The organism is Saccharothrix longispora, from assembly GCF_030852425.1.
Lineage (GTDB): Bacteria > Actinomycetota > Actinomycetes > Mycobacteriales > Pseudonocardiaceae > Actinosynnema > Actinosynnema longispora.
On the sequence record NZ_NSDM01000003.1, the window covers coordinates 493978 to 519253 of the forward strand.

24 protein-coding genes and 1 pseudogene are annotated in these 25276 nt (G+C 72.9%); 7 read left to right on the plus strand and 18 right to left on the minus strand.

Translation table 11 applies throughout. The features are described from left to right. Positions 1–59: 59 nt before the first annotated feature. Complete coding sequence (locus CKY47_RS10135) at positions 60–1505, plus strand: YibE/F family protein (protein ID WP_306745431.1); 1446 nt, start codon at positions 60–62, stop codon at positions 1503–1505. Here the strand turns inward: CKY47_RS10135 and CKY47_RS10140 are convergent. After that, complete coding sequence (locus CKY47_RS10140) at positions 1432–1794, minus strand: DUF1304 domain-containing protein (RefSeq protein WP_306745432.1); 363 nt, start codon at positions 1792–1794, stop codon at positions 1432–1434. The genes CKY47_RS10135 and CKY47_RS10140 overlap by 74 nt on opposite strands. 42 nt (positions 1795–1836) lie before the next feature. Between CKY47_RS10140 and CKY47_RS10145 the strand changes: the two genes are divergently transcribed. Further along, on the plus strand, positions 1837–2700 hold the full coding sequence (locus CKY47_RS10145) for a spermidine synthase (protein WP_306745433.1): 864 nt from the start codon (positions 1837–1839) through the stop codon (positions 2698–2700). 31 nt (positions 2701–2731) lie between these two features. Then, positions 2732–3217: an NUDIX domain-containing protein gene (locus CKY47_RS10150; protein WP_306745434.1), complete on the plus strand. Its 486-nt coding sequence runs from the start codon at positions 2732–2734 to the stop codon at positions 3215–3217. An 83-nt stretch (positions 3218–3300) separates the two neighbouring features. Here CKY47_RS10150 and CKY47_RS10155 read toward each other — a convergent pair whose 3' ends face one another. Genes CKY47_RS10155 through CKY47_RS10165 form a run of 3 tightly spaced genes read right to left on the minus strand, consistent with a single transcriptional unit; the run spans position 3301 to position 5925 of the window. Continuing rightward, positions 3301–3927, minus strand: coding sequence for a hypothetical protein (locus tag CKY47_RS10155; protein ID WP_306745435.1), 627 nt, complete (start codon positions 3925–3927; stop codon positions 3301–3303). Beyond that, the gene (gene hisS / locus CKY47_RS10160) at positions 3924–5216 is read right to left on the minus strand and encodes a histidine--tRNA ligase (protein ID WP_306745436.1); all 1293 of its coding nucleotides are present in this window, start codon (positions 5214–5216) and stop codon (positions 3924–3926) included. The genes CKY47_RS10155 and hisS overlap by 4 nt, the downstream gene beginning before the upstream one ends. Positions 5217–5223: 7 nt before the next feature. Further along, positions 5224–5925, minus strand: a complete 702-nt coding sequence (locus CKY47_RS10165; protein ID WP_306745437.1) for an MBL fold metallo-hydrolase — start codon at positions 5923–5925, stop codon at positions 5224–5226. A 145-nt stretch (positions 5926–6070) separates the two neighbouring features. Here CKY47_RS10165 and CKY47_RS10170 point away from each other — a divergent pair, with 145 nt between their 5' ends. Next, complete coding sequence (locus CKY47_RS10170) at positions 6071–6937, plus strand: peptidylprolyl isomerase (RefSeq protein WP_306745438.1); 867 nt, start codon at positions 6071–6073, stop codon at positions 6935–6937. 300 nt (positions 6938–7237) lie between these two features. Here the strand turns inward: CKY47_RS10170 and CKY47_RS10175 are convergent, their stop codons facing one another. From CKY47_RS10175 to ruvC, 8 genes are all read right to left on the minus strand, one after another. After that, positions 7238–9544 (minus strand): RelA/SpoT family protein, encoded by a 2307-nt coding sequence (locus CKY47_RS10175; protein ID WP_306745439.1) that lies wholly within the window; start codon positions 9542–9544, stop codon positions 7238–7240. Positions 9545–9915: 371 nt separating this feature from the next. After that, positions 9916–10434 carry an adenine phosphoribosyltransferase gene (locus CKY47_RS10180; protein WP_306745440.1) on the minus strand — a complete coding sequence of 173 codons (519 nt, stop codon included), beginning with the start codon at positions 10432–10434 and terminating at the stop codon, positions 9916–9918. Next, positions 10431–11627: a protein translocase subunit SecF gene (gene secF, locus CKY47_RS10185; RefSeq protein WP_306745441.1), complete on the minus strand. Its 1197-nt coding sequence runs from the start codon at positions 11625–11627 to the stop codon at positions 10431–10433. Before secF ends, CKY47_RS10180 begins: the two co-directional genes overlap by 4 nt. A 1-nt stretch (position 11628) precedes the next feature. Beyond that, positions 11629–13503, minus strand: coding sequence for a protein translocase subunit SecD (secD, locus tag CKY47_RS10190; RefSeq protein ID WP_306745442.1), 1875 nt, complete (start codon positions 13501–13503; stop codon positions 11629–11631). Positions 13504–13642: 139 nt separating this feature from the next. Further along, the gene (gene yajC / locus CKY47_RS10195) at positions 13643–14023 is read right to left on the minus strand and encodes a preprotein translocase subunit YajC (protein ID WP_306745443.1); all 381 of its coding nucleotides are present in this window, start codon (positions 14021–14023) and stop codon (positions 13643–13645) included. A 100-nt stretch (positions 14024–14123) separates the two neighbouring features. After that, complete coding sequence (gene ruvB, locus CKY47_RS10200; protein ID WP_306745444.1) at positions 14124–15242, minus strand: Holliday junction branch migration DNA helicase RuvB; 1119 nt, start codon at positions 15240–15242, stop codon at positions 14124–14126. Next, on the minus strand, positions 15239–15829 hold the full coding sequence (ruvA, locus tag CKY47_RS10205; RefSeq protein ID WP_306745445.1) for a Holliday junction branch migration protein RuvA: 591 nt from the start codon (positions 15827–15829) through the stop codon (positions 15239–15241). Before ruvA ends, ruvB begins: the two co-directional genes overlap by 4 nt. Continuing rightward, entirely contained in the window at positions 15826–16404 is a 579-nt protein-coding gene (ruvC, locus tag CKY47_RS10210; protein ID WP_306745446.1) for a crossover junction endodeoxyribonuclease RuvC, read from the minus strand. The genes ruvA and ruvC overlap by 4 nt, the downstream gene beginning before the upstream one ends. A 177-nt stretch (positions 16405–16581) precedes the next feature. Between ruvC and CKY47_RS10215 the strand changes: the two genes are divergently transcribed. Both CKY47_RS10215 and CKY47_RS10220 read left to right on the plus strand, forming a co-directional pair. Further along, positions 16582–18138, plus strand: coding sequence for a GGDEF domain-containing protein (locus tag CKY47_RS10215; protein WP_306745447.1), 1557 nt, complete (start codon positions 16582–16584; stop codon positions 18136–18138). Further along, entirely contained in the window at positions 18128–18574 is a 447-nt protein-coding gene (locus CKY47_RS10220; RefSeq protein WP_306745448.1) for a cupin domain-containing protein, read from the plus strand. Before CKY47_RS10215 ends, CKY47_RS10220 begins: the two co-directional genes overlap by 11 nt. A 149-nt stretch (positions 18575–18723) precedes the next feature. On the opposite strand, the gene CKY47_RS10225 is transcribed toward CKY47_RS10220, so the two are convergent. Next, positions 18724–19227: a DinB family protein gene (locus CKY47_RS10225; protein ID WP_306745449.1), complete on the minus strand. Its 504-nt coding sequence runs from the start codon at positions 19225–19227 to the stop codon at positions 18724–18726. A gap of 113 nt (positions 19228–19340) precedes the next feature. On the opposite strand from CKY47_RS10225, the pseudogene CKY47_RS10230 reads away from it, so the two are divergent. Continuing rightward, positions 19341–20114 (plus strand): annotated as a pseudogene (locus CKY47_RS10230) (ATP-dependent DNA ligase). Here CKY47_RS10230 and CKY47_RS10235 read toward each other — a convergent pair. From CKY47_RS10235 to CKY47_RS10255, 5 genes are all read right to left on the minus strand, one after another. Next, a complete protein-coding gene (locus CKY47_RS10235) occupies positions 20107–20583 on the minus strand; it encodes a TspO/MBR family protein (protein WP_306745450.1) in 477 nt (158 codons plus the stop codon). The pseudogene CKY47_RS10230 and the gene CKY47_RS10235 sit on opposite strands and share 8 nt — an antisense overlap. Positions 20584–20723: 140 nt before the next feature. Then, complete coding sequence (locus CKY47_RS10240; RefSeq protein ID WP_306745451.1) at positions 20724–21326, minus strand: uracil-DNA glycosylase; 603 nt, start codon at positions 21324–21326, stop codon at positions 20724–20726. A 478-nt stretch (positions 21327–21804) separates the two neighbouring features. Beyond that, positions 21805–23205, minus strand: a complete 1401-nt coding sequence (locus CKY47_RS10245) for a GH1 family beta-glucosidase (RefSeq protein ID WP_306745452.1) — start codon at positions 23203–23205, stop codon at positions 21805–21807. 42 nt (positions 23206–23247) lie between these two features. After that, positions 23248–24255: an ABC transporter ATP-binding protein gene (locus CKY47_RS10250; protein ID WP_306745453.1), complete on the minus strand. Its 1008-nt coding sequence runs from the start codon at positions 24253–24255 to the stop codon at positions 23248–23250. Next, positions 24252–25274: an ABC transporter permease gene (locus tag CKY47_RS10255; protein ID WP_306745454.1), complete on the minus strand. Its 1023-nt coding sequence runs from the start codon at positions 25272–25274 to the stop codon at positions 24252–24254. Before CKY47_RS10255 ends, CKY47_RS10250 begins: the two co-directional genes overlap by 4 nt. Positions 25275–25276: the final 2 nt, after the last annotated feature.

Below are 25276 nucleotides of genomic sequence, written 5' to 3' on the forward strand. Positions count from 1 at the left end.
ACGCGCACCGGACTGTCCGCATGACGGACACCGCGGGGCGATCGGGCAGTATGTGAGCCGTGCAAGCCAAGGACCTGATCGCCGCGCACGGCCACGGCCACGGGCGGCCCACCGGCCCCGCGTCCCACCAGGTGCGGCGGTTGCTGCTGGTCCTGCTGCTGCCGCTGGTGCTGGCGACCGTCGTGGGCACGTTCCTGCTCTACCCGTTCGGGCACGACCAGCGCACCGGCGCGGAGGCCGGCATCACGCAGGTGCCGGTGCTCGGCGAGGTCACCGCGGTGGTCGGCGGCGGGTGCGGACCGGACACCGGTCAGGCCGGCGCGACCGGGTGCGTGCTGGTGTCCGTGCGGATGACCGACGGCGCGGCGGCCGGCCGCGACGTCCGGGTGCCCGTGCCCGACCAGCCGACGACGCCGGAGTTCGCGGTCGGCGACCGGGTGGTGCTGTCGTTCGGCGGCGGTGATCCCGACGACAGCGCGTCCTACCAGCTCGTCGACTTCCAGCGGGGCACGCCGTTGCTGCTGCTGGCCGTGCTGTTCGTGGCGGCCGTGCTGCTGCTGGGGCGCTGGCGCGGGCTGGCCGCGCTGGGCGCGCTGGCGTTGAGCTTCGTGGTGCTGGTGGTGTTCGTGCTGCCCGCGATCCTGGCCGGCGAGAACCCGCTGACCGTGGCCGTGGTCGGCGCGGGGCTGATCATGTTCGTGGTGCTGTACCTGACGCACGGGGTGTCCGCGCGCACGTCCACCGCCGTGCTGGGCACGCTGGTGAGCCTCGCGCTGATCTGCCTGCTCGGCGTGGCGTTCTCCGCGTTCGGCAAGCTCACCGGCATCGACCAGGAGACCGGGAACCTGGTGGCCGTGCTGGGGCACGGCATCGACACCCGCGGCCTGCTGCTGGCCGGGACGGTCATCGGCGCGCTGGGCGTGCTGGACGACGTCACCGTAACGCAGACCAGCGCGGTGTGGGAGCTGCGCCGGGCCAACCCGTCGCTGGGGTTCCGCGACCTGTACGCGGCGGGGTCGCGGATCGGCCGCGACCACCTGTCGTCCGTGGTGAACACCCTGGTCATGGCGTACGCGGGCGCGGCGCTGCCGCTGCTGCTGGCGTTCTCGCTGTCGGGCCGCACCCTGGGCGAGATCCTGACCGCGCAGGAGGTGGCGCAGGAGGTCGTGCGGACCCTGGTGGGCAGCATCGGGCTGGTGGCGGCCGTCCCGATCACCACGGCCCTGGCCGCGTGGGTGGCGGGCCGCGAGGAGGTGCCCGCCACCGCCGCGACGCCCGACCCCGGGGACGGACCCGAGGACGAGCCGCAGGACGCCCCGGAGGACGACGGGCCCACCGGGACCGCGGCCTGGAGCGCGCGGGTGACGGGCGACCTGCGCACCGGCTACGACCCCGCGAAGGGCCCCTGGCGACGGCCGGCCCGGGTGACCGCTAGCGAGCGAGCAGCACGACCAGCAGAGCGACCGCGGCGGGCACGGACTGCACGAACAGGATTCGACGACTGACCGTCGCCGCGCCGTACACCCCGGCGACGATGACGCACACCAGGAAGAACACGGCGAACGCGAAGCCGACCGACCCGCCGGCCACGATCGCGAAGACCAGGCCGGCGGCGAGGAACCCGTTGTAGAGGCCCTGGTTGGCCGCCAGCACCTTCGAGGCGGCGGCGAACTCCTCCGTGGTCCCGAACGCCGCGCGGCCGCGCGGGGTGTTCCACAGGAACATCTCCAGCACCACGATGTAGAGGTGGATTGCCGCGACGAGCGCGGTCAGGACGTCAGCGGCGATCTGCACGGGCGTCACCCTAACCGGACGGCGGCGACTAGGTTGTCCGGTGTGGGACGACTGCGGAAGACCGATGCGACCATCACGAGGGAGGTGGACTCGGGCATCGCGGAACTCGTCCCCGACCAGGACGTCCCCCGCGCCTGGGTGCTGCGCCTCAACGGCACCCCGCAGTCGCACGTCGACCTGGACGACCCGACGCACCTGGAGTTCGAGTACCTGCGCCGCCTCGGCCACGTCGCCGACCTGGTGGCCCCCGAGGGCGACCCGATCCGGGCCGTGCACCTGGGCGGCGGGGCCCTCACCCTCCCCCGCTACATCGCCGCGACCCGCCCCCGCTCCACCCAGCAGGTCGTGGAGATCGACGCGGCGCTGGTCGACCTGGTGCGCGGCGTCCTCCCGCTGGACCGGAACTGGCGCATCCGCATCCGCACCGGCGACGCGCGGGCCGTGCTGGTCCGGGCGCCCGAGGACACCTTCGACCTGATCGTCACCGACGTCTTCGCCGGCGCGCGCACCCCGGCGCACCTCACGTCGGTCGAGTTCGTGCGCCAGGCGTCGCGGGCGCTGCGCGCGGGCGGCGTCTACGCGGCCAACATCGGCGACGGCGGCCCGCTCGCCTTCGCCCGCGCCCAGGCGGCCACCGTGCGCGCCGTGTTCCCGCACGTGTGCGTCCTGGCCGAACCGACCGTGTTCCGCGGCAGGCGCTTCGGCAACTTCGTCCTGGTGGCCTCGCACACCGAGCTGCCGGTCGCCGCCCTGACCCGCCGCACGGCCGGCGACCCGTTCCCGGGTCGGGTCGAGCACGACGCCTCGCTGACCCGCTTCATCGGCGGCCTGCCGCCGACGACGGACGCCACGGCCACCCAGTCCCCGTCCCCGCCCAAGGGCACGTGGGGCCTGCCGGACGACTGAGCCGGGCCGCACGACCGGTTACGGTGCCCGGATGACCCGACCACGCCTGCGCCACTCGGTCCGCGCGATCGTGCTCGACCCGGACGACCGCGTCCTGCTCGGCCGCCACAGGACCGGCGACGGCGTCGTGTGGGCGGCTCCCGGCGGCGGGGTCGAGCCCGGTGAGACGCCCGCGCGGGCCCTCCGGCGCGAGCTGCGCGAGGAGGTCGGGTTGGCGATCACCGGCGACCCGCCGCACGTGTGGCGCCAGGAGGCCCGGGGCGCCGGCCGCGCGCCCGGCCACGACGGGGTCGTCAACGACTACTTCCTCGTCCGCGCCTCCGCGTTCGTCCCGCGCGGCGCGATGAGCGACGCCGAACTGGCCGCCGAGCACCTCGACGGGTGGCGGTGGTGGGCGCTCGCCGACATCGCCGACCACCGCGGCCCCGACCTGTTCTCGCCCCGCGACCTCGTCACGCCGCTGGCCGCGCTGATCGCGGGCGGTCCGCCGGCGCGACCCGTTGCGCTGGGCGTGTGAGCCGCGGCGGACGTGCCGATGTGGTGCCGCACGGCCTTGAGCGCGGTCCGGGTGCTCGCGCCGAGGCGAGCGGGAGGGCCTTCCTAGTCGCTCAGCGTCGACACGAACCGGGAGATGGCGTCCGGGTTGAGCTTCTGCGCCAGCCGGCCGCCCGGGGCGAGCGCGGCGAGCTTGTAGAGCGGCCGGTCCCCGTAGGCGAGGCCGCGGGCCTCGGCGCGCAGCTGGGCGACCAGCAGCTCGGAGAAGACGAGTCCCGGCGGGTCGCCCCGGCCCGCGAGGACGTTCGCCAGCGTGCGCAGCGGCAGGATCTCCTGCTCCTTGCCGCCCGTCCCCGCGTAGATGGCGAGGGCCAGGTTGATGGCCTTGCCGCCGCCGCGCACGAAGAGGCCCACGGTGCGCGCCCCGCGCACGTCGGTGACCAGCAGGTCGAGCCGGTCCGCGGTGCGCAGGTCCACCGAGCGGGTGCCGAACGCCCGCACCGACAGCACCGTGCCGTCCAGCCGCACGTGCCGCCGGGCCTCGGCCACGGCCAGCAGCGCGAGCGGCACGAAGAAGATCGCGGCCGTGACCAGGCCGGCGGTGCGGCCCGCGAGCAGCCCCATCAACCCGCCGAACGCGGCGGCGACGACGAGCGCGCCGATCGTGACCGTCCAGGCGCGCTTGCGCACCGCCTTCGGGTCCAGCAGGTCGAGGGGGATGCTCTCGCTCACCGGCCCAACGCCTCCACCACCGAGATCACCGCGTCCGCCAGCGGCACGGAGCGCTGGTCGCCCGTCGCCAACTCCTTGAGCTGCACGACACCGGCCTCGATGTCGCGCTCGCCGAGCACGAGGGCGAACCGGGCGCCCGAGCGGTCGGCGCCCTTCATCGCGCCCTTGAGCCCCTTGCCGCCGTACGCCAGGTCGAAGCGCACGCCCGCCTCGCGCAGCGGCGCGGACAGGGCGACCAGGCGGGACTTCGCCACCTCGCCCAGCGGCACGCCGTACACGTCGCAGCGCGCCGGGTCGCCCGGCACCACGCCCTCGACCTGGCACGCCAGCAGCGCGCGGTCCACGCCCAGGCCGAAGCCGACGCCGGACAGCGGCTGCCCGCCCAGCTGCTCCATCAGGCCGTCGTAGCGCCCGCCGCCGCCGATGCCGGACTGCGCGCCCAGCCCGTCGTGCACGAACTCGAACGTCGTCTTCGTGTAGTAGTCGAGGCCGCGCACCATCCGCGGGTTCTCGGTGAACTCGACGCCCAGGGCGTTCAGGTAGCCCTTGACTGCCTCGTAGTGGGCCAGCGACCCGGCCGACAGGTTGTCCACCATCAGCGGCGCGTCGGCGACCAGCTCGCGCACCTCGGGCCGCTTGTCGTCGAGCACGCGCAGCGGGTTGATCTCCGCGCGGCGGCGGGTGTCGTCGTCCAGGGGCAGCGCCGCCAGGAACGCCTGGAGCTTCTCCCGGTACTGCGGGCGGCACGTCGAGTCGCCCAGCGAGGTCAGCTCCAGCCGGAACCCGGTGAGCCCCAGGGCGCGGAACCCGGCGTCGGCGACCGCGATGACCTCGGCGTCCAGCGCCGGGTCGTCCACGCCGACCGCCTCGATCCCGACCTGGTGGAACTGCCGGTAGCGGCCCGCCTGCGGCTGCTCGGCGCGGAAGAACTGGCCCGCGTAGGCGAGCTTCACGGGCAGCTGCCCGCGGTCCAGGCCGTGCTCGATGACGGCGCGCATCACGCCCGCCGTGCCCTCGGGCCGCAGCGTGATGGACCGGCCGCCGCGGTCGGTGAAGGTGTACATCTCCTTGCTGACCACGTCGGTCGACTCGCCGACGCCGCGCGCGAACAGCGCGGTGTCCTCGAAGACGGGCAGCTCGACGTAGCCGTAGCCGGCGCGCCGGGCGGAGTCGACGAGCGTGTCGCGGACCGCCAGGAACGACGCGGAGGCCGGCGGGAAGTAGTCGGGCACGCCCTTGGGCGCGGAGAAGGGAGTAGCGGGGGAAGGAGTGGCGGGGGAGCTCGTCACGGTGTCCCTACAGTCCTCGGTGCGGTGCGGCCGGCGCGTCGGGGGAACCCAGTCCCAGCAGGAACGGGTTGCTCGCGCGCTCGCGGCCGATGGTCGTCGTGGGCCCGTGGCCGGGCAGCACCACCGTGTCGTCCGCCAGCGTCAGCACCTTCGTGCGCAACGACGTCAGCATCTCGCGGTGGTCCCCGCCCGGCAGGTCGGTGCGTCCGATGGAGCCGGCGAAGAGGGTGTCGCCGGACAGCACGAGCCGTCCGCCCTCCCCGGTGCCGGCGCGGAACATCACCGACCCGCCGGTATGGCCCGGTGTGTGGTCGACGGTGAGCTTCAGGCCGGCCAGGTCCAGCTCCGCCCCGTCGGTCAGCTCGCGCACCTCGCGCGGCTCGCGCATCTCCAGGTTCCCGCCGAAGAACGCCCGCGACTCGGCGCTGACGCCCTTGAGCGGGTCCGACAGCATCTCGCGGTCGCGGGGGTGCACCCAGGCGGGCACGTCGTTGCCGTCGCAGACGGGCGCCACGGAGAACGAGTGGTCGAAGTGCCCGTGGGTGAGCAGCACGGCGACGGGCGACAGCCGGTGCTCGCGCAGCGCGTCGGCGATGGGCTCCTCGGCCTCCTGGCCGGGGTCGACGACCACGCACGGCCCGCCCGCACCCGTGGCCAGCAGGAAGCAGTTGGCCTGGAGGGCCCCGGTCGGGAACCCGATCACGAGCACGGGAGCACCTCTCGACGGCAACGGATCGACAACGGATCACTGCGGACCCCGCCACCAGCCTATCCGCCACACGCCGGCTATATGCGTGCCCCCTAGACTGCTCACCGATCGTCGCCGTCGACGCAGAGACCAGGGAGGGTGCGAGGTGCCGACCAACGTGCAGCGCCGCGAGCAGGCCAAGCGGAAGCTGGAACGCCAGCTCGTCCGCCGGGCGGAGCGCGCGAAGCGGCGCCGGGTGTTCGCCGTCGTGGGTACCGTCGTGGCGGTCGTCGTGGTAGCGGGCGGTGTCTACTTCCTCGCCACGGCCGACTTCGGCGGCGGCGGCGACGACGCGGCCGCGGCCAGCTCCGACGCGCCCGCCCCCATCACCATCCCCACCGAGGTCAAGGCGCTCCCGACCCGGCCCACCCCCCTCGCGGACCCCGCGAGCTGCGAGTACCGGCCGTCGACGGAGCCCGCCTCGAAGGAGGGCACGAAGGCCCCCGAGGGCACCGGCATCGCCGCCTCCGGCACCGTGCAGGCCACCATCAAGTCGAACATCGGCGACCTGAACCTCACGCTGGACCGCGCGCTCGCGCCGTGCGCCGTGAACAGCTTCGTCAACCTGGCCAAGCAGGGCTACTACGACGGCAGCACGTGCCACCGCATCGGCACCCAGGGCCTCCAGATGCTCCAGTGCGGCGACCCGACGGGCACCGGCTCCGGCGGCCCCGGCTACGCGTTCGACAACGAGACGTGGCCCGAGCTGACCTACGGCCGCGGCTACCTGGCGATGGCGAACGCCGGCACGGACGAGGCGACCCAGAAGGGCACGAACGGCAGCCAGTTCTTCATCGTCTACGGCGACGCGCAGCTCTCGCCCGACTACTCGGTCTTCGGCAGCATCGACGAGGCGGGCCTGAAGCTGGTCGACGAGGTCGCCCGCGCGGGCCACGACGGTTCGTTCGACCCGTCGCCCGGTGGCGGCAAGCCGAACAAGGAAGTGAAGTTCGAGTCGGTCAGCGTCGCCTGACGGACCGCGCAGGACCGGCGGACCGCTCCCGACACGCAGGGGCCCCGCACCCGGGAGAGGGGTGCGGGGCCCCTGCGTCTTCCCCGTCGGCTGTGGGGGCCGACAGGGCGGATGGTCCCACCGGCCGATGACGTTCCGCTGACGCGCCGGGCGGGCGCGCGTGCGTCCGCGCGGGCCGGCGGGGCGTGGAGGCCGAACGGATGCTCCGGGGCGGCCGACCGGCGGCCCGGGGTGACGGGGTGGGACGGCTTCCCGAAGCCGGTCCGGCGCGTCGTGCGCGCCGGACCGGGTGCCGGGGGCTCAGGAAGCGGACGTCACGCGGTAGACGTCGTAGACGCCCTCCACCGAGCGGACCGCCTTGAGCACGTGGCCCAGGTGCTTCGGGTCGCCCATCTCGAACGAGAACCGCGACACCGCGACCCGGTCGCGCGACGTCGTCACGGACGCCGACAGGATGTTGACCTTCTCGTCGGCCAGCACCTTCGTCACGTCCGACAGCAGGCGGTGCCGGTCGAGGGCCTCCACCTGGATGGCGACCAGGAACACCGAGGAGGACGACGGCGCCCACTCGACGTCCAGCAGCCGCTCCGGGGTCTGGAGCAGCTCGTCGGCGTTCGTGCAGTCCGTGCGGTGCACCGACACGCCACCACCGCGGGTGACGAAGCCGAGGATGTCGTCACCGGGCACGGGCGTGCAGCAGCGGGCCAGCTTGACCCACACGTCGGACGCGTCCTTGACGATGACGCCCGCGTCGCCGGTGACCCTGCGGCGGGCGACCGTGGACGGGGTGGAGCGGTCGGCCAGCTCCTCCTCGGCGTGGTCGACGCCGCCCAACTGGGCCACGAGCCGCTGCACGACGTGCCGGGCGGAGGTGTGGCCCTCGCCGACCGCCGCGTACAGCGCGGACACGTCCGGGTAGTGCAGCTCCTTCGACAGGGCGCCCATGGAGTCGGCCGAGACGAGTCGCTGGAGCGGCAGCCCGACGCGGCGGACCTCCTTGGCGATGGCGTCCTTGCCGACCTCGATGGCCTCTTCCTTGCGCTCCTTCGCGAACCACTGCTTGATCTTGGCCTTGGCGCGCGGGGAGGCGGCGAACGACAGCCAGTCGCGGGACGGACCCGCTCCCTCGGCCTTCGAGGTGAAGATCTCGATGACCTCGCCGTTCTCCAGCTTGCGCTCGAGGGCGACGAGGCGGCCGTTGACGCGGGCGCCGATGCAGCGGTGACCGACCTCGGTGTGCACGGCGTACGCGAAGTCGACCGGGGTGGAACCGGTCGGCAGTGTGACGACGTCACCCTTGGGGGTGAACACGAAGATCTCGCGCGCGGCGAGGTCGAAGCGCAGCGACTCCAGGAACTCGCCGGGGTCGGCGGCCTCGCGCTGCCAGTCGAGCAGCTGGCGCATCCAGGCCATCTCGTCGACCTCGACGCCCTTGCCGCTGTGCGTGCCGCGCGTCTCCTTGTACCGCCAGTGCGCCGCGATGCCGTACTCGGCGGTGCGGTGCATGTCGTAGGTGCGGATCTGCACCTCCAGCGGCTTGCCGTCCGGGCCGATCACGGTCGTGTGCAGCGACTGGTAGACGCCGAACCGCGGCTGGGCGATGTAGTCCTTGAACCGGCCGGGCATCGGCTGCCACAGCGCGTGCACCACGCCCATCGCGGCGTAGCAGTCGCGGACCTCGTCGACCTGGATGCGCACGCCCACCAGGTCGTGGATGTCGTCGAAGTCGCGGCCCCGGACGATCATCTTCTGGTTGATCGAGTAGTAGTGCTTCGGCCTGCCCTCGACCTTGGCCGTGATGCGGGCGCCCTCCAGCTGCGACGACAGCTCGTTGATCACGCCGCTGAGGTAGGTGTCGCGGGACGGCGCGCGGTTGGCGACCAGGCGCACGATCTCGTCGTACTTCTTCGGCTGGAGGATGGCGAACGCCAGGTCCTCCAGCTCCCACTTCACCGTCGCCATGCCCAGCCGGTGGGCCAGCGGGGCCAGCACCTCCAGGGTCTCGCGGGCCTTGCGGGCCTGCTTCTCCGGCGGCAGGAAGCGCATGGTGCGCATGTTGTGCAGCCGGTCGGCGAGCTTGATGACCAGGACGCGCGGGTCCTTGGCCATGGCGATGACCATCTTGCGGATGGTCTCCGCCTCGGCCGCCGCGCCCAGCTTGACCTTGTCGAGCTTGGTCACGCCGTCCACGAGCAGCGCGACCTCGTTGCCGAAGTCGACGCGCAGCTGGTCCAGCGAGTAGTCGGTGTCCTCGACCGTGTCGTGCAGCAGGGCGGCGACCAGCGTGGTCGTGTCCATGCCCAGCTCGGCGAGGATCGTCGCCACCGCCAGCGGGTGGGTGATGTAGGGGTCGCCGGACTTCCGCCGCTGCGGCCGGTGCTTCTCCTCGGCGACGTCGTAGGCGTGCTGGAGCAGCGCCAGGTCGGCCTTCGGGTGCAGGTCGCGGTGCACGGCCGCCAGCGGTTCGAGCACCTGCTTGACCGGCGCGGCGCGCTGGGCGGTGATGCGCCGTGCCAGTCGGGCTCGCACGCGCCTGGTGGCCGACGGCGGCCGTGCCGCCGCGGGCACGGGCTCCGCCGACTGCGCGGGTTCGGTGTCCTGGCTCAACCACGCTCCTCGGGTCTAGGAACCGAGGATAACTCCGCATGGCGAATCGGCCGCGTGACGAACCGACGAGCGGCGCGGTTCACACGGTGAGCAGCAGCTGTGATTCGGCCCGACAGGTCGGAGGCGCACCCCGCCCACCTGCGTGGACACGCTCCCAGTCACGATCCGGGCAAGCTTGCGCAACCGTCCCCCGCCAGGGGTCCCCTGTTGTCGTCTTGCCGGCGGGGACCGGCAGGAACGCGGTCACCGGCCGTCACCACGTCGAACCGGCCGCGCACGGCGAGCGGTTCCCGGTCCCGGACGGCGAACAGCCAGGCCCCGGGTGACGGTCGACCGTCACCCGGGGCCTGGCCGGGACCGTCGTGGAGGAGCTAGACGGTGAGCAGGGCCTCGACCCGGTGCCCGGCGAGCCGTTCCCGGCCGCCCAGCCCGGGGATCTCCAGCACCACGGACACCCCCGTCACCACCCCGCCGGCCTTCTCGACCAGCTCGCACGCCGCCACGGCCGTGCCGCCGGTCGCCAGCACGTCGTCGACCACCACGACGTGCTGACCCGGCGTGATGGACCCGGCGGGCAGTTCGAGGGTCGCCTCGCCGTACTCCAGCGCGTACGACACGCGGTGGGTGACGGCGGGCAGCTTGCCCGGCTTGCGCAGCGGCACGACGCCGTAGCGCCAGCCGTAGCCGAGGGCGGCGCCCAGCAGGAAGCCGCGCGACTCGACGGCGGCCACCAGCTGGGTGTCCGGGTGGATCCGGTCCTGGAGGGCGTCGACCACGGCGCGCAGGGCGTCCGGGTCCGCGAGGACCGGCGTGAGGTCCCGGAAGACGACCCCCGGCAGGGGGAAGTCCGGGACCTCACGCAGGAGCCCCAGGGCTCGGTCGAGCCTCAACGGTGCTTCTTGCCGGTCGGGCGGCGACGGGCGTCGGAGGACTTGGCCGTGCGGGACGGCGCGCCCGCCGCGGCGGCCATCGCCTTCTCCTTGCGCAGCTCGGCGGCCAGCGACTCGTCGTCCGTGGACTCCACGACGCCGGTGTCGGCCACGCTGCCGCCGGTGACGGCCTCGCCGCTCGCCTTGCGGGCGAGGTTGTCGCGACGGGCCTTCACCCGGGCGGCCTGCGCCTTGTACTTCGGGTCGCGCATCTTGATGTCCACCGCGATCGGCGTGGCGATGTAGATGGACGACAGCGCGCCGATCGCGATGCCGACGAGCTGCACCAGCGCCAGGTCCTTCAGCGTGCCGACGCCGAGCAGGCCGACGCCGATGGCGAGCAGGCCGAGCACCGGCAGCAGCGCGATCAGCGAGGTGTTGATCGACCGCATCAAGGTCTGGTTGACGGCCAGGTTGGCCGCCTCGCCGTAGGTGCGGCGGGTCAGGCCCAGGATGCCCCGGGTGTTCTCCTTGACCTTGTCGAACACCACCACCGTGTCGTACAGCGAGAAGCCGAGGATGGTGAGCAGGCCGACCACCGTGGCGGGCGAGACCTCGAAGCCGACCAGCGAGTAGATGCCCGCCGTGATCACCACGTCGTGCGCCACCGCGACCAGGGCGGCGACCGCCATGGCCAGCTCGAAGTACAGCGCCAGGAAGATCGCCACGGCCAGGAAGAACACGCCCAGCGCGATCAGCGCCTGGGTGGTGATCTCACCGCCCCAGGACGCGGAGACGGCGCTGTCGCTGATCGTGCCGATCCCGCCCTCGGGCTTGAGGTCGTTGTTCAGCGCCTCCTTGACGGTGGCAATCTCGTCGGCGCTCAGCGTCTCGGAGCGGACCTGGACGGTCGCCGAGTCGCCGGTGCCGACCGTCTGGGCGGAGGTCGCCTCCTTGTCGATCGCCCGCTGGAAGCTCTCCTTGACGGCCTCCGTCGTGATGGTGCCGGACGCGCTCTGCGCGGGCATCTGGATGCGCGTGCCACCGGTGAAGTCGATGCCCAGGTTGAAGCCCTTGAGCACGATCAGCAGGATGCAGGCCAGCAGGACCGCGCCGAAGATCGCGTACCAGCGCTTGCGCTTGCCGACGATGTCGAAGGCGCCGTTGCCGACGTAGAGCCGCTTGAAGATCCCGAGCTTCTTGCCCTCGGCCACGTCAGGCCCCCTTCACGGCAGTGCCCTTGGCCGCGCGGTCCGCGACGGCCGCCTGGACGGCCTCGCCCAGACCGGACAGCTTCGGGTTGGACAGCTTCTTCGACTTGGAGACGATCGTCACGAGCGGGTGCGTGACCAGGAAGACCACGATCAGGTCGAGGACGGTCGACATGCCCAGCGTGAACGCGAAGCCCTTCACCTGGCCGACGGCGATCACGTAGAGGATCGCCGAGGCGAGGAAGCTCACCGCGTCCGCCGAGAGGATCGTGCGGCGGGAGCGGACCCACGCGCGGGGCACGCCGGACCGGAACGTCCGCCCCTCCCGCACCTCGTCCTTGAGCCGTTCGAAGAACACCACGAACGAGTCCGCGGTGATACCGATGGCGACGATGAACCCGGCGATGCCGGCGAGGTCGAGGGTGAACCCGATCCAGCGGCCGAGGAGGACCAGCACCGCGTAGATGACCACGGCCGACAGGATCAGCGACAGGATCGTCAGCACGCCCAGCAGGCGGTAGTAGATCAGGCAGTACACGAACACCAGCGCGAGGCCGATGCCGCCCGCGATCAGACCGGCCTTCAGCGAGGCCAGGCCCAGCGTCGCGGACACCGTCTCGGCCTCGGAGGGCTCGAACGACAGCGGCAGCGAGCCGTACTTCAGCACGTTGGCGAGGCTGTTCGCCTCCGCCTGGTTGAACTGGCCGCTGATCTGGGTGTTGCCGCCCAGGATCGGCTCGTTGATGTTCGGCGCGGACACGACCTGGCTGTCCAGGACGACCGCGACCTGCTGCGAGACGTTCGCCGAGGTGAACTTGCCCCACTTCTCGCCGCCGGAGGACTTGAACGTCAGGTCGACGACGAAGCCCGCGCCCTGCGGGTTGACGCCGGAGACGGCGTTGGAGACGTCCTCACCGGTCAGCCGCGAGTAGAGGCTGTAGTCGTCGTCCTTGACGCTGCCGTCGTTCGGCGGGTTCACCGGGGCCAGCACGTACTTCTCGGTGCGGTCCTGGTCGCAGGTCAGCAGCGGCAGCGACGGGTCGTCGTTGCCGATCAGCGGGTCGATCGTGGGGCAGGTGAACGCGGTGAGCGCCTGCTGGACGGTCTGCGCGTCCAGCGTGGTCAGCTGCGGGTCCTGCCGGCAGGTCCGGGACTCCTCGATGGCCTTGGTCGGGTCCTCGGAGTACTGGCCCGCGAACACCGCGCGGCAGTCGACCTGCGGCTCGGTGGGCGCGTTGGGGTCCGTGGGCTGGGCGTTGGGGTCCGTCGGCTGCGCGTTGGGATCGGTCGGCTGCGCGCTGGGGTCCGCCGGCTGCGCGTTGGGGTCCGCCGGCTGGCCCTCCACCATCGGGGCCGGGCGGCCCTGGGCGGTGGTCGTCGCCGGCGCGGAACCCGCGGTCTCCGACGCCGGGGCGCTGCCCGTCGTGGACGGCGCGGCCGACCCGGAGGTGCTGGGCGGCGCGCTGCCGGTGGTGGACGGCTCCGGGGCCGGCGCGTTGGGCAGCGGCGAGCCGATCACCTTGCGGAAGTTCAGCTTCGCCGTCTGGCCGAGGCGCTTGGCGCCCTCGCTGTCCGACCCGGGGACCGTGATCACCAGGTTGGTTCCGTCGCGGACGACCTCGGCGCCGGAGACACCGAGGCCGTTGACGCGCGTCTCGATGAGCGTGCGCGCCTGGTTGAGCGCCTCGTCGGTCGGCGTTTGGCCATCAGGAGCCCGGGCGGTCAGCGTGACACGGGTGCCACCCTGCAGGTCGATGCCGAGCTTGGGGGTCGCCTTGCCGTTCCCGGTGAAGAACACCAGGGAGTACAGCGCGACCACGATGAGGACAAATGCGCCCAGGTACTTCGCGGGGCGGATTTGCCCGGCCGGAGGTGCCACGGTCCGTCCGTCTCCTGATAGTTGACAAGGTCAGCGATGGCGCAGCGTACCCCTGATTGTGTGAGCTGCGCGTCACTGCCTGGAGTCGGCACGTTCACAGTTGCCGGCTCCAGGCGCGAAGGGGCTTGCGGGGTGCCGCCTACTTCTTGGTGTTGTGCTCCACCGGCTCGGCGACCGTGACGCGGTCCGCTGCGGGCTCGTCGGCGGTGGCGTCCACGTCGGTCACGTCGTCCACGACGGCGTCGCTCTCGGTGTCCGCGACGACCTTCTCGCGGATGGCCTGGCGCAGCCAGGTCGTGACCACGCCGTCGGCGATCTCCAGGTCGATGGTGGAGTCGTCACTGGCGTCGGCGACGGTCGCGAACAGCCCGGAGGTGGTCATGACCCGGTCGCCCGGCTCCAGGGAGGTCAGCAGCGCCTGCTGTTCCGCGACCGCCCTCTTCTGCTTGCGGGCGCTGAGGAACAGCGGCACCGCGAGCAGCACGAGCAGCAGCGGGAACATCAAGGAGGACAGGTCCATCATTCTCCGATCGACCGGACTGCTCCGGGCGCGAGTCAGCGCCCGGAACGTCCGGATTTCTGGGGTGCCGTTCCCGATTGTGCCAGGTCAGTAATCCTGATCACCCGGAGGCGTCGTCGAACAGCGATCGGGTGGCCTCACCCGGCGCCTGGGGCGGCGGCGTGAGGCCCAGGTGCAGCCACGCCGTGGCGGTCGCGACCCGGCCGCGCGGGGTGCGCGCGAGCATCCCGGCGCGCACCAGGTACGGCTCGCAGACCTCCTCGACGGTGGTCGGCTCCTCCCCCACCGCGACGGCCAGCGTGGAGACGCCGACCGGGCCGCCGCCGAACGACCGGACCAGCGCGCCGAGCACCGCCCGGTCCAGCCGGTCCAGCCCCAGCTCGTCCACGTCGTACACGGCCAGCGCGTCCCGGGCGACCTCGCGGGTGACGGCGCCGTCCGCGCGCACCTCCGCGTAGTCCCGGACCCGCCGGAGCAGGCGGTTGGCGATGCGGGGCGTGCCGCGGGAGCGCCCGGCGATCTCCCGGCCGCCGTCCTCGCGCAGGTCGACGCCGAGGATGCCGGCCGAGCGGCGGACGATCAGCTCCAGCTCGTCGGGCGTGTAGAACTCCATGTGCCCGGTGAAGCCGAACCGGTCGCGCAGCGGCCCGGTGAGGGCGCCGGACCGGGTGGTGGCCCCGACCAGGGTGAACGGGGCGATGTCGAGCGGGATGCTGGTCGCGCCCGGCCCCTTGCCGACGACGACGTCCACCCGGAAGTCCTCCATGGCGAGGTAGAGCATCTCCTCGGCGGGGCGGGCCATCCGGTGGATCTCGTCGATGAACAGCACGTCGCCCTCGACCAGGTTCGACAGCATCGCCGCGAGGTCGCCCGCGCGCTCCAGGGCGGGGCCGGAGGTGATGCGCAGGGACGCGCCCAGCTCGGCCGCGATGATCATGGCGAGGCTGGTCTTGCCCAGGCCGGGCGGGCCGGACAGCAGGACGTGGTCGGGGGGCGCGCCGCGCCGCATCGCGCCGTGCAGGACGAGTTCGAGCTGTTCGCGGACCTTCGGCTGGCCGACGAACTCGTGCAGGTCCCTGGGGCGCAGCGTCGACTCGACGTCCCGCTCGGTCGGGTCGGGCAGCGGGTCGAGGGTGTCGCGCTCGCCGGGGTCGGCGAGGTCGTCCGACCCGGTGAAGTCGGCGGGGTCCGCGAAGTCGTCCGGTCCGAAGGTCGTCATCGCTTGCGGCCCAGCGCGGTCAGGGCGCGGCGGAGCACGTCGGAGGTGCCCAGCGCGCCGTCGGCGGCCAGCACGGCGTCCACCGCGGCCTCCGCCTGCTTGGCGGGGAAGCCGAGGCCCAGCAGGGCCTCGGTGACCTGGGTGCGGACCACGCCCGCGTCGCTCGCCGCGGTGGGCGTCGTCGCCAGTTGGCCGACCTTGTCGCGCAGTTCGATGATCAGCCGCTCGGCGCCCTTGCGGCCGATGCCGGGGACCTGCGTGAGCACGGTGATATTGCCCTCGGCCAGCGCGGCGCGCAGCTTGTCCGGCTCCAGCACGGCCAGCGTCGCCAGGGCGAGCCGGGGCCCGATCCCGGACACCGTCTGGAGCAGGCCGAACAGCTCGCGCGCCTCGGCGTCGGCGAACCCGAACAGGGTCAACGAGTCCTCGCGCACCACGAGCGAGGTGGCCAGCGAGGCCTCCTCGCCGCGCCGCAGGGTCGCGAGCGTGGCGGGTGTGGCCTGCACGGCGAAGCCGACCCCCCCGACCTCGACGACCACGTGGTCGAGCCCGATGGACTGCACCTGGCCGCGCAGCGACGAGATCACTCGGTCTTACCTCCGGTCTTGGCGACTGCCTGGGCCAGTTTCGCGCGGTGGGTCCGGGCGAGTTCCGCCGCCCTCGCCTGAGCCTCCTCCAGCCGCGACCGCATGGGCGCGCGCCACAGGTGGCAGATGGCCAGCGCCAGCGCGTCGGCGGCGTCCGCGGGCTTGGGCGCGACCTTGAGGCCGAGCAGCTTCGTCACCATCGCGGTCACCTGCGCCTTGTCGGCGCGGCCCGAGCCGGTGACGGCGGCCTTCACCTCGCTGGGCGTGTGGAACACCACGGGCAGGCCCCGGCGCGCGGCCGACAGCGCCACCACCCCGCCCGCCTGGGCGGTGCCCATCGCGGTGCGCACGTTGTGCTGGCTGAACACCCGCTCGACGGCCACCACCTGCGGCCGGTAGGTGTCGAGCCACTGCTCGACGGCGTCGGAGAGCTGGAGCAGGCGCACGGCGAGGTCGGCGTCCGCGGGCGTGCGCACGACGTCCACGGCCACCGGGCGCACCGTGCGGCCGGGGCCGCCGTCGACCACCCCGAACCCGCACCGGGTCAGGCCCGGGTCGACTCCGAACACGCGCACCGCTGGTCCCCTCGAACGACGAACACCAGTTCGAACCTTAGAGGGTCGGGTGCGGGGACGCGGCGGGACACGCGCAGCGTGACGAAACGCCACCCCAGATCGACACAGCGTCACCACCCTTACTAGAGTGGCTCGGTCCACCAGGTCGAGTCCGGTCCCGGCATCGAGGCGAGGTCCATGACCCTGAGGCGGTTCGGCGTCGTCGCGACGGCCGTGTGCGCCCTGGTGTTCGCGATCGTCTGCCTGGTCGTCTCGGGCGCGCTGGACCGGCCCGCCTCCGTCGCCATCGACAAGTTCACCCAGCTCGTCTTCTCGGTCGCCGCGATGGTGTCGTACTGGCGCGCGGCGCGGCGGCGGCGCGGGGTGGCGCGGCGCTGGCGGCTGTGGATGGCCGCCTCGATGGCGAGCCTGGCGGTCGGCCTGTGCGTGTGGATCTGGGGCCAGGTGGTGCTCGGCGTGGCGCTGCCCTCGACGACGCTGGCGCCGATCGGGTTCGTGCTGGTGCCCGTGCTGGGGCTGTGCGCGGTCCTGGTGCTGGCGCACGGCGGTTCCGGCACGCTGCCCGGCCACCGCAGCCGGTTCGTGGTCGTGCTGGACGGGCTGATCGTGGTCGGCTCGCTGTTCGTGCTCACGTGGGTGTCGCTGCTGGAGTCGATGGTCCGCGCGTGGGCCACGTCCGGTCCCGGCTTCGCGACCGTGGTGGCGCACCCGGCGCTGTACCTGGTGATGCTGGTGGTGCTGCTGGTGTCGTCGTGGACGCACCGGTCGGTGCGGCAACTGCCGGTGCTGTTCATCGCGCTGGCGGGCCTGGCGCAGTCGGGGTCCGGGTGGGTGTTCGCCTACCTGGTCAGCAAGGGCGCCACGGCCATCCCCACGGCCGCGGACATGGGGTTCATGGTGTGCCCGGCGCTGTTCTTCCTCAGCTCGATCGCGCCCGGCGGGACGGCCCGGGAGCGGACCGGCGCGACGCGGCTGCGGGCGGGCGAGCTGCTGCACCTGCTCGTGCCGTACCTGCCGATGCTCGTCACCGGCCTGTTCATCGTGGTCGGCACGGCGACGGGCGTGCGGCTGAACCCGTTCGAGATCTACGTGGGCCTGGGCGTGGTGCTGCTGGTGATCGCCCGGCAGCTGCTGACCCTGATCGACAACGTGAAGCTGCTCGACCAGCTGCGGGAGAGCCGGGAGCGGCTGCGGCACCAGGCGTACCACGACCCGTTGACCGGGGTGGCGAACCGGGCGCTGTTCCGGGAGCGGCTGGACGCGGCGCTGGCCGGGACGTCGCCGGTGGTGGTGCTGTTCATCGATGTGGACGGCTTCAAGGACGTCAACGACAACTTCGGGCACGCCGAGGGCGACGCCGTGCTGCGGGTCGTGGCGGCGCGGTTGCAGGCGTGCGTGCGGTCGCAGGACGTGGTGGCGCGGTTGGGCGGCGACGAGTTCGGCGTGCTGGTCGACGGCTACCCGCAGGCGCCGGAGGAGATCGGGCAGCGGGTGCTGGACGCGCTGGGGGCGCCGCACGCCACGGCGTCCGGCACGCACGTGGTGCGCGCGTCGGTGGGGGTGTCGCACCGCGAGGCGTTCGACCCGTCGTTGACCGCCGACGACCTGCTGGGCAGCGCGGACGCGGCGATGTACACGGCGAAGCGGCTGGGCAAGGGAGTGGTCGTGGTGCACGGGTCCGTCGAGGCCGACCTGGAGACCGATCTGGGGGCGGAGCGCGCCGGTGACCGCTGACGAGGTGATCGAGCTGCTGGGCCTGGCCGAGCTGCCGGTGGAGGGCGGCTGGTTCGGCCAGTCGTGGCGCTCGGTGGAGGCGTCGGCGATCCACTACCTGCTGCGGGAGGGCGAGTTCTCCGGCGTGCACCGGCTGGACCGCCTGGAGGTCTACGCCCACCACGCCGGTTCGGCACTGCGCATGCTCCTGCTGCACCCGGACGGCGAGGTGACCACGCCCGTGCTGGGGTCGGACCTGGCCGCCGGTGAACGCCCGCAGGTCGTGGTGCCCGCGGGCGTGTGGCAGGCGTCCGAACCGGCCGGCCCCTGGTCCCTGGTGGGCACGGTGGTGGTGCCGCCCTACACCGACGACGTCGTCACGTTCGGCGCGGCCGACGTCCTCGCCCCGGCGTACCCCTCGCACGCCGACGCGATCCGCCGCCTCTGCCGCCTCTGACCCGCGAGTCGTGCGTTCGAGCCGGGCGAGTCGTACGTTCGAGCACTCCGTGTTCTTTACCCGCGAGTGAAGAACACACGGGCCCTGAACCTACGACTCGCGGGTCCTGAACGTACGACTCGCCCGGGTTGAACGCACGACTCGCGGGGTCAGCCCATCGTCTTCTGGCCGTCGATGGTCTCTCGGATGATGTCGGCGTGACCCGAGTGCTGGGAGGTCTCGGCGATCACGTGCAGCACGACGGTGCGGACCGACCACGACGCGCCGGCCTCGAACCACGGGGCCACGGGCAGCGGGTGGGCGGTGTCCAGGTCCAGCCCGGCCAGGGTGCGCTCCGTCGCGGCCGCGGTCTCCGCGTAGTCCGCCAGCAGGCCGTCCAGGGTCTCGTGCGGCAGCATGCGGAAGCCGTTCTCCCAGTCGGCCTCGACGCTCTCCATCAGCTCGGCTCCGCCCACGGCGAACCGCAGCCAGCCCTCCTCGACGGTGCGGACGTGCTTGACCAGCCCTCCCAGGGACAGCTGACTGGCGGTGGGCGTGAGGCGCGCCTGCTCGTCGGTCAGGCCCCGGACGGTGTGACGGAGGAAGCCCCGGGCCCTGGCCAGGACCGCCAGCAGGTCGGTCAGCTCGCTCGACGCGATCGCGGTGGTGCTCATGGTGGTCCGCCTTCCGGTTCGGTGTCGAGGTCGACGTTAGAGAGCAATGCGGACAACTTCGGTCCTTGATCGGCGACGGGTGGGATTCGGGGCGAAGTCCTGCGCTCGGCGGCCTGGACCTCCCGGTGATGCCGCCCGTGCGGCCGATGCTCGCCAAGGCCGTGCACGACGTGCCGCGCGGGCCGGGGTTCGTGTACGAGCCGAAGTGGGACGGGTTCCGGTGCGTCGTGTTCCGGGACGGGGCCGAGCTGGAGCTGGGCTCGCGCAACGACCGGCCGCTGACCAGGTACTTCCCCGAGGTGGTCGAGCTGCCGGCGGCGGGCCTGCCACCCCGGTGCGTGGTGGACGGCGAGGTCGTCGTGGTCACACGCCGGACGGGCTGAGCTTCGACCTGCTCCAGCTCCGCCTGCACCCCGCCGCGTCGCGGGTGCGCAAGCCGGGCGCCGAGACGCCCCCCGCGGTCCGACCTGCCGGCGCTGGGCGACCGCGACCTGACCGGGGTGCCGTTCGGCGAACGCCGACGGCTGCTGGAAGGTCAAGCACGAGCGGACGGCGGACTGCGTGGTCGCCGCGAGCTGCTGGACGAGCCGGCGCCGTACCGGGTGGACGCGCTCGACGGGCACCCGTGGGTGGAGTGGGCGGGTGTCGAGGGGGGCGCGCCCGACGCGCAGAGCCGCTGGAACCCGGCCAAGACGCTGTCCTGGGAGCCGGTGCGGCCGGACCTGGTCGCCGAGGTGCGCCACGACCACCTCCGGGCGGGTCGGTTCCGGCACACGGGCCGGCTGGTCCGGTTCCGACCGGACCGCGACCAGGCGTCGTGCACCTACGCCCAGTTGGAGGAGGTGCCGCCCACCGAGCCGGCGGCGATCTCCGGCGGGGTCAGTTGAGGCTCACGATGGCCGCGTTCAGGGCGGTCGCGAAGCCGACCCACGCCAGGTAGGGCACGAGCAGCAGCGCGGCGGGGCGGTGGCGGCGTCCGAACGCGACGACCAGGGCGACGACCACGAACAGCAGGGCGATGATGTCGACGAGCGCCAGGGCGTACCGCTGGGCGGCGAAGAACAGGGGCGTCCACGCGGCGTTGAGCACGAGCTGGGCGGCGAACAGGCCCAGTTCCCAGCGCACGCCGTGCCGTTTCCAGAACAGCCAGCCGGACACTGCGATCATGATGTACAACACCGTCCACACGGGACCGAAGAGCCAGGGTGGCGGCGCCCAGGACGGGGTGTCCAGCTGCTGGTAGCGCTCCGCGGACGACGTCGCGGCGAGTGAGCCGACCACGGCCGCCGCCGCGACCGCGGCGGCGAACACGGCCAGGCCGGCGAGCGGGTGGCGGACCGCGGGCTGCGTCGTCATGGGTCCAGGCTAGGAAGGTGCGTCGGGTCCCGCACGACAGGACGTCGCGCGGCACGCCCGGTCCGGTGGTGGGGGGTGGAGGTGGGCCCGACGGGTCCTCCGCCGTCCGGTGACCCGGTCGGGCGACCCGGCGGGGTGGCTCAGCCGCTCGCCGCCGCCGCCTGCCGGAAGGCGTCCACCAGTTGGGGCCACTTGCCCGCGCGGTCGCGGTTGATGGTCAGCGGTGACGGGTGGGGCGCGTTGAACACCTTCAGCTTGTGGCCGCGACCGGACAGCGTCCACCCGGTGCCCGCCGGGCGGCCCAGCACGACGACCGCCTTGAGGTCCGGCAGCAGCCGCAGCAGGTCCACCAGGTACGGCACGGCGCCGCGCAGCTCGGCGGGGGTGGGCGAGCGGCCGTCGAGGTGCCAGGGCACCACGTTCCAGGCGAGGCAGACCTTGCGGGAAAGACCGGACTCGGCCACCGCGGTGAAGCCGTTGGCAGCGGTCGGGTCGTCGTTGTCCAGCGAGTTGATGCCCGACCGGACCGCCCCCGGGTCGGGTGACTCCAGGAGCAGCAGCACCTTCGACCCGGTCCCGCCGCTGGCGGGGTCGAACAGCGGGACGTCGACCTTGCGCTCGGTGGCGATGCGCTGGGCGAACTCCGTGAGCTTCGCCATGTGGGGCGCCTTGACCAGGGCCATCTTGCGCGCGACGAGCACCGGGTTGCGGTGCGCCCGCGGAGCGGAGGGGAAGACGTCCATGGTCGACAAGCGTTCCGGCACGGTCGGGTGGAGGCCATCCGCCGTCCGGGCGTCGTGCGTGGTCAGGCCGTAGCGCTCCGCCGCACCGGCCCGTCGCCGGGGTCCGAACGGCTCAACGGGTCACGCCCCCGTGCCCGGCAGGTCCGACGTGACCAACGCGCGGCAGCGGGAACGCGCCGACCCCGACCAGCCGCCGGACAGGCCCGCCACGACAGCCGGCACGACGGTTCCCGGGACACCCGTGTCCTCCCGCCGACGTGGGCACACGGTCGGGAGAGCGTTCTCCCGCTCGTCGACCCCTTGGCACACCGGCGGGAGACGCCCTGCACCGCCTCCGATCGGCCGGCACGGCGGCGGCGCCGCTCCTGGGACCCGCCCTCGTCCCGGCACCGTCCCCGCCGCGCCCGCGGCGGGGACGGCCGGTGGCCGGGGACGGGTTCCCGGCCACCGGCCGCGTGCGCGTCCGGAGTGGTCCCGGTCAGCCGCCCTTGACCCGGCGGATGGTGTCCCGGTACCAGAGGGCGCTGCTCTTGGGCGTGCGGACCTGGGTGTCGTAGTCCACGTGCACCAGGCCGAAGCGCTTCTCGTAGCCGTAGGACCACTCGAAGTTGTCCATCAGCGACCACGCGAAGTAGCCGCGGACGTCGGCGCCCAACTCGCGGGCCTTGGCCACGGCCGCGATGTGCGAGTCCAGGTAGGCCGTGCGGTCGTCGTCCCGCACGAACCCGGACTCGTCGGGCGCGTCGTCGAACGCCGCGCCGTTCTCCGTGATGACCATCGGCACGCCCGGGTAGTCCTCGGCGATCTGCACCAGGAGGTTCGTGAAGCCCTCCGGGACGATCTCCCAGTCCATGGCGGTCACCGGCGCGCCGAACCGGACCTCGCGGCCGATCGGCAGGCCGTCCGCGTCCGCGGTGTTCCCGTTCTCGTCGGTGCCGGAGTGCTTCGCGCTGGAGTAGTAGTTCACGCCCAGCACGTCGATCGGCTGCCGGATGACGTCGAGGTCGCCGTCCCGCACGGGGAGGGTGACGCCGCGCGCCGCCAGGTCCTCCACCACGTCCGCCGGGTAGTGCCCCTTGACCAGCGGGTCGAGGTAGATGCGGCGGGACAGGCCGTCGGCGCGGCGGGCCGCGGCGCGGTCCGGCTCGCTGTCGGTCTCCGGGGAGGCGTGGCTCATGTTCAGCGTGATGCCGAACTCGGTCGGCCGCGTCGCCGCCTCGCGCATCCGCCGGGTGGCCAGGCCGTGGCCGAGCAGCAGGTGGTGCACGGCGTGGATGGCCGCGCCGAAGTCCTGCCTGCCGGGCGCCTGGCGGCCCTCGTAGTAGCCGAGCATGGCCGTGCACCACGGCTCGTTGAGCGTGGTCCAGGTGCGGACGCGGTCCTGGAGCGCGTCGAACACCAGCATCGAGTAGTCGGCGAACCGGTAGGCGGTGTCGCGGTGCGGCCAGCCGCCCGCGTCCTCCAGCTCCTGCGGCAGGTCCCAGTGGTAGAGCGTCACCCACGGGTCGACGCCCTTGCCGAGCAGCTCGTCCACGAGCCGGTCGTAGAACGCGAGCCCCTTGGCGTTGACCGGGCCCGTGCCGCCCGGCTGCACGCGCGGCCACGCCACCGAGAACCGGTAGGTGTCCACGCCGAGGGAGCGGATCAGCTCCACGTCCTCCGGCATCCGGTGGTAGTGGTCGCAGGCGACGTCGCCGTTCTCGAAGTTCGGCACCATGCCGGGGACTGCGCAGTAGGTGTCCCAGATGGACGGCGTGCGGCCGTCCTCGTCGTGGGCGCCCTCGATCTGGTAGGCGGAAGTCGCCACGCCCCAGCGGAACGAGGCGGGCAGGGTGTCGATCGCGGGGTCGAGCCCGACGGTCGGCGCCGTGGTGTCCATGGATCTCCTCAGGAGGTCGGAACCAGGTGTCGTGGACCTGGTTCAGAACCCGTTGTCGTGAACGGGGTGCAGCCAGCAGGCCACGGTGCGGTCGGGTCCCACGTGGTCGTGGGGCACGCCGAGCACCGGCACCTCCACGCCGCAGCGCTCCGTCGCGTGCGGGCAGCGGGGGTGGAACGAGCAGCCCGGGGGCATGCCGCGCAGGTCCGGCGGCGAACCGGGAATCCCGGACAGCTCCCGCTTCGGCCCGCGCAGGGCCGGGAACGAGTTCAGCAGCCCGTGGCTGTACGGGTGCTTCGGGTTGCGGTACAGCTCGCCGGAGGTCGCCTCCTCGACGATCCGCCCCCCGTACATGATCGCGATCCGGTCGGAGAACTCGACCAGCAGCGACAGGTCGTGCGTGATGAAGACGACCGAGAAGCCCAGCCGCTCGCGCAGCTCGACGAGCTGGCGCAGGATCTGCCGCTGCACCACCACGTCCAGCGCGGTGGTCGGCTCGTCCATGATGACGACCTTCGGCTCCAGCGCGAGCGCCATGCCGATCATGACGCGCTGGCGCATGCCGCCGGAGAGCTGGTGCGGGTAGCTGTCGAGCCGGTCGCCGGCGATGCCGACGAGGCCGAGCAGCTCGCGCGCGCGGGCCAGGCGGGCCGCGGGGGTGCTGCGCGGGTCGTGCGCCCTGATCACGTCGGTGAGCTGGGTGGAGACGCGGTGCACCGGGTTGAGCGAGTTCATCGCGCCCTGGAACACGATCGCGGTCTCCGCCCAGCGGAACGCGCGCAGCTCGGCGTGCGACATGCGCAGCACGTCCACGGGCTCGCCGCCGTCGCGGTGGTACAGCACCTCGCCGCCGGAGATGACGCCGGGCGGCGGCAGGAGCCTGGTCAGGCCGTAGGCCAGGGTGGACTTGCCGCTGCCGCTCTCCCCCGCCAGGCCGAGCACCTCGCCCCGGTGCAGGGTGAGGTCGACGTCCCGGACGGCGTGCACGGCCTCGTCCCCCAGGCCGTAGTCCACGTTGAGGCCGCGGACCTCCAGCACTGCGTCGCTCACGACTCCGCCTTCCCGTTGGCCCCGGCCCCGACCTTCGGCGGGGTCTTCCCGACCGGCGTGGACGCCAGCACCGGCGTGAAGCCGACGCGCATCCGCACGGTGTGGCCGTCCGCGGTCTTGACGCTGGTCTTGCCGCCGCCGCGCAGGCGCGGGCTGACGAACTCGTCGATGCCGAAGTTGACCAGCGACAGCGCGGTGCCCAGCAGCGCGATGGCGAGGCCCGCGGGGACGAACCACCACCACGCGCCCTGGCCGAGCGCCTGCTGGCTCTGCGCCCAGTACAGGACGGTGCCCCAGTTCCAGCCGCTGCCCGCGCCGACGCCGATGAACGCCAGCGTGATCTCCAGCGTCACGGCGAAGATGACCGTGCCGACGAAGCCGGAGGCGATGACCGCGGTGAGGTTGGGCAGGATCTCGAACAGGATGATCCGCCACGTCTTCTCGCCGGTGGCGCGCGCGGCCTCCACGTAGTCGCGGCCGCGCAGCGACAGCGTCTGGGCCCGCAGCACCCGCGCGCCCCACGCCCAGGACGTGAAGCCGATGAGCAGCGCGATGGTGAGCGTGCCGGTCTCCGGCAGCGTGGACGTGATGATGATCATCAGCGGCAGCGCCGGGAGCACCAGGAACACGTTGGACAGCGCGGACAGCGCCTCGCTGCCCGCCCCGCCGAGGTAGCCGGAGGTGACCCCGACCAGCACCGACAGCACGGTGGCCACGATGCCCGCCACGAAGCCGACGACGATGACGCTCTGGGTGCCCACGACGACCTGGCTGAAGATGTCCTGGCCGAGGTGGGTGGTGCCGAACCAGTGGGCCGCCGACGGCGGCTGGAGCAGGTCGCTGCTGCGCGCCGACGGGTCGTACGGGGCGATCCACGGCCCGATCAGCGCGATCAGGGCGAAGAAGCCCAGCAGGACCAGGCCGACGGTGGCCTTGGGGTTGGCCACGAACCGCAGCCTGCGGCGCTTCACCGGCGCCGCGGCCGGGGTCGACGCCGCGGTGGAGGGGACGACGGTCACTG

Coding starts and splice junctions, on each gene's coding strand:
- CKY47_RS10150 (WP_306745434.1), top strand. CDS start 2,732: ATGACCCGACCACGCCTGCGCCACTCGGTCCGCGCGATCGTGCTCGAC.
- yajC (WP_306745443.1), bottom strand. CDS start 14,023: ATGGACCTGTCCTCCTTGATGTTCCCGCTGCTGCTCGTGCTGCTCGCG.
- ruvB (WP_306745444.1), bottom strand. CDS start 15,242: ATGACGACCTTCGGACCGGACGACTTCGCGGACCCCGCCGACTTCACC.
- CKY47_RS10215 (WP_306745447.1), top strand. CDS start 16,582: ATGACCCTGAGGCGGTTCGGCGTCGTCGCGACGGCCGTGTGCGCCCTG.
- CKY47_RS10225 (WP_306745449.1), bottom strand. CDS start 19,227: ATGAGCACCACCGCGATCGCGTCGAGCGAGCTGACCGACCTGCTGGCG.
- CKY47_RS10235 (WP_306745450.1), bottom strand. CDS start 20,583: ATGACGACGCAGCCCGCGGTCCGCCACCCGCTCGCCGGCCTGGCCGTG.
- CKY47_RS10240 (WP_306745451.1), bottom strand. CDS start 21,326: ATGGACGTCTTCCCCTCCGCTCCGCGGGCGCACCGCAACCCGGTGCTC.
- CKY47_RS10245 (WP_306745452.1), bottom strand. CDS start 23,205: ATGGACACCACGGCGCCGACCGTCGGGCTCGACCCCGCGATCGACACC.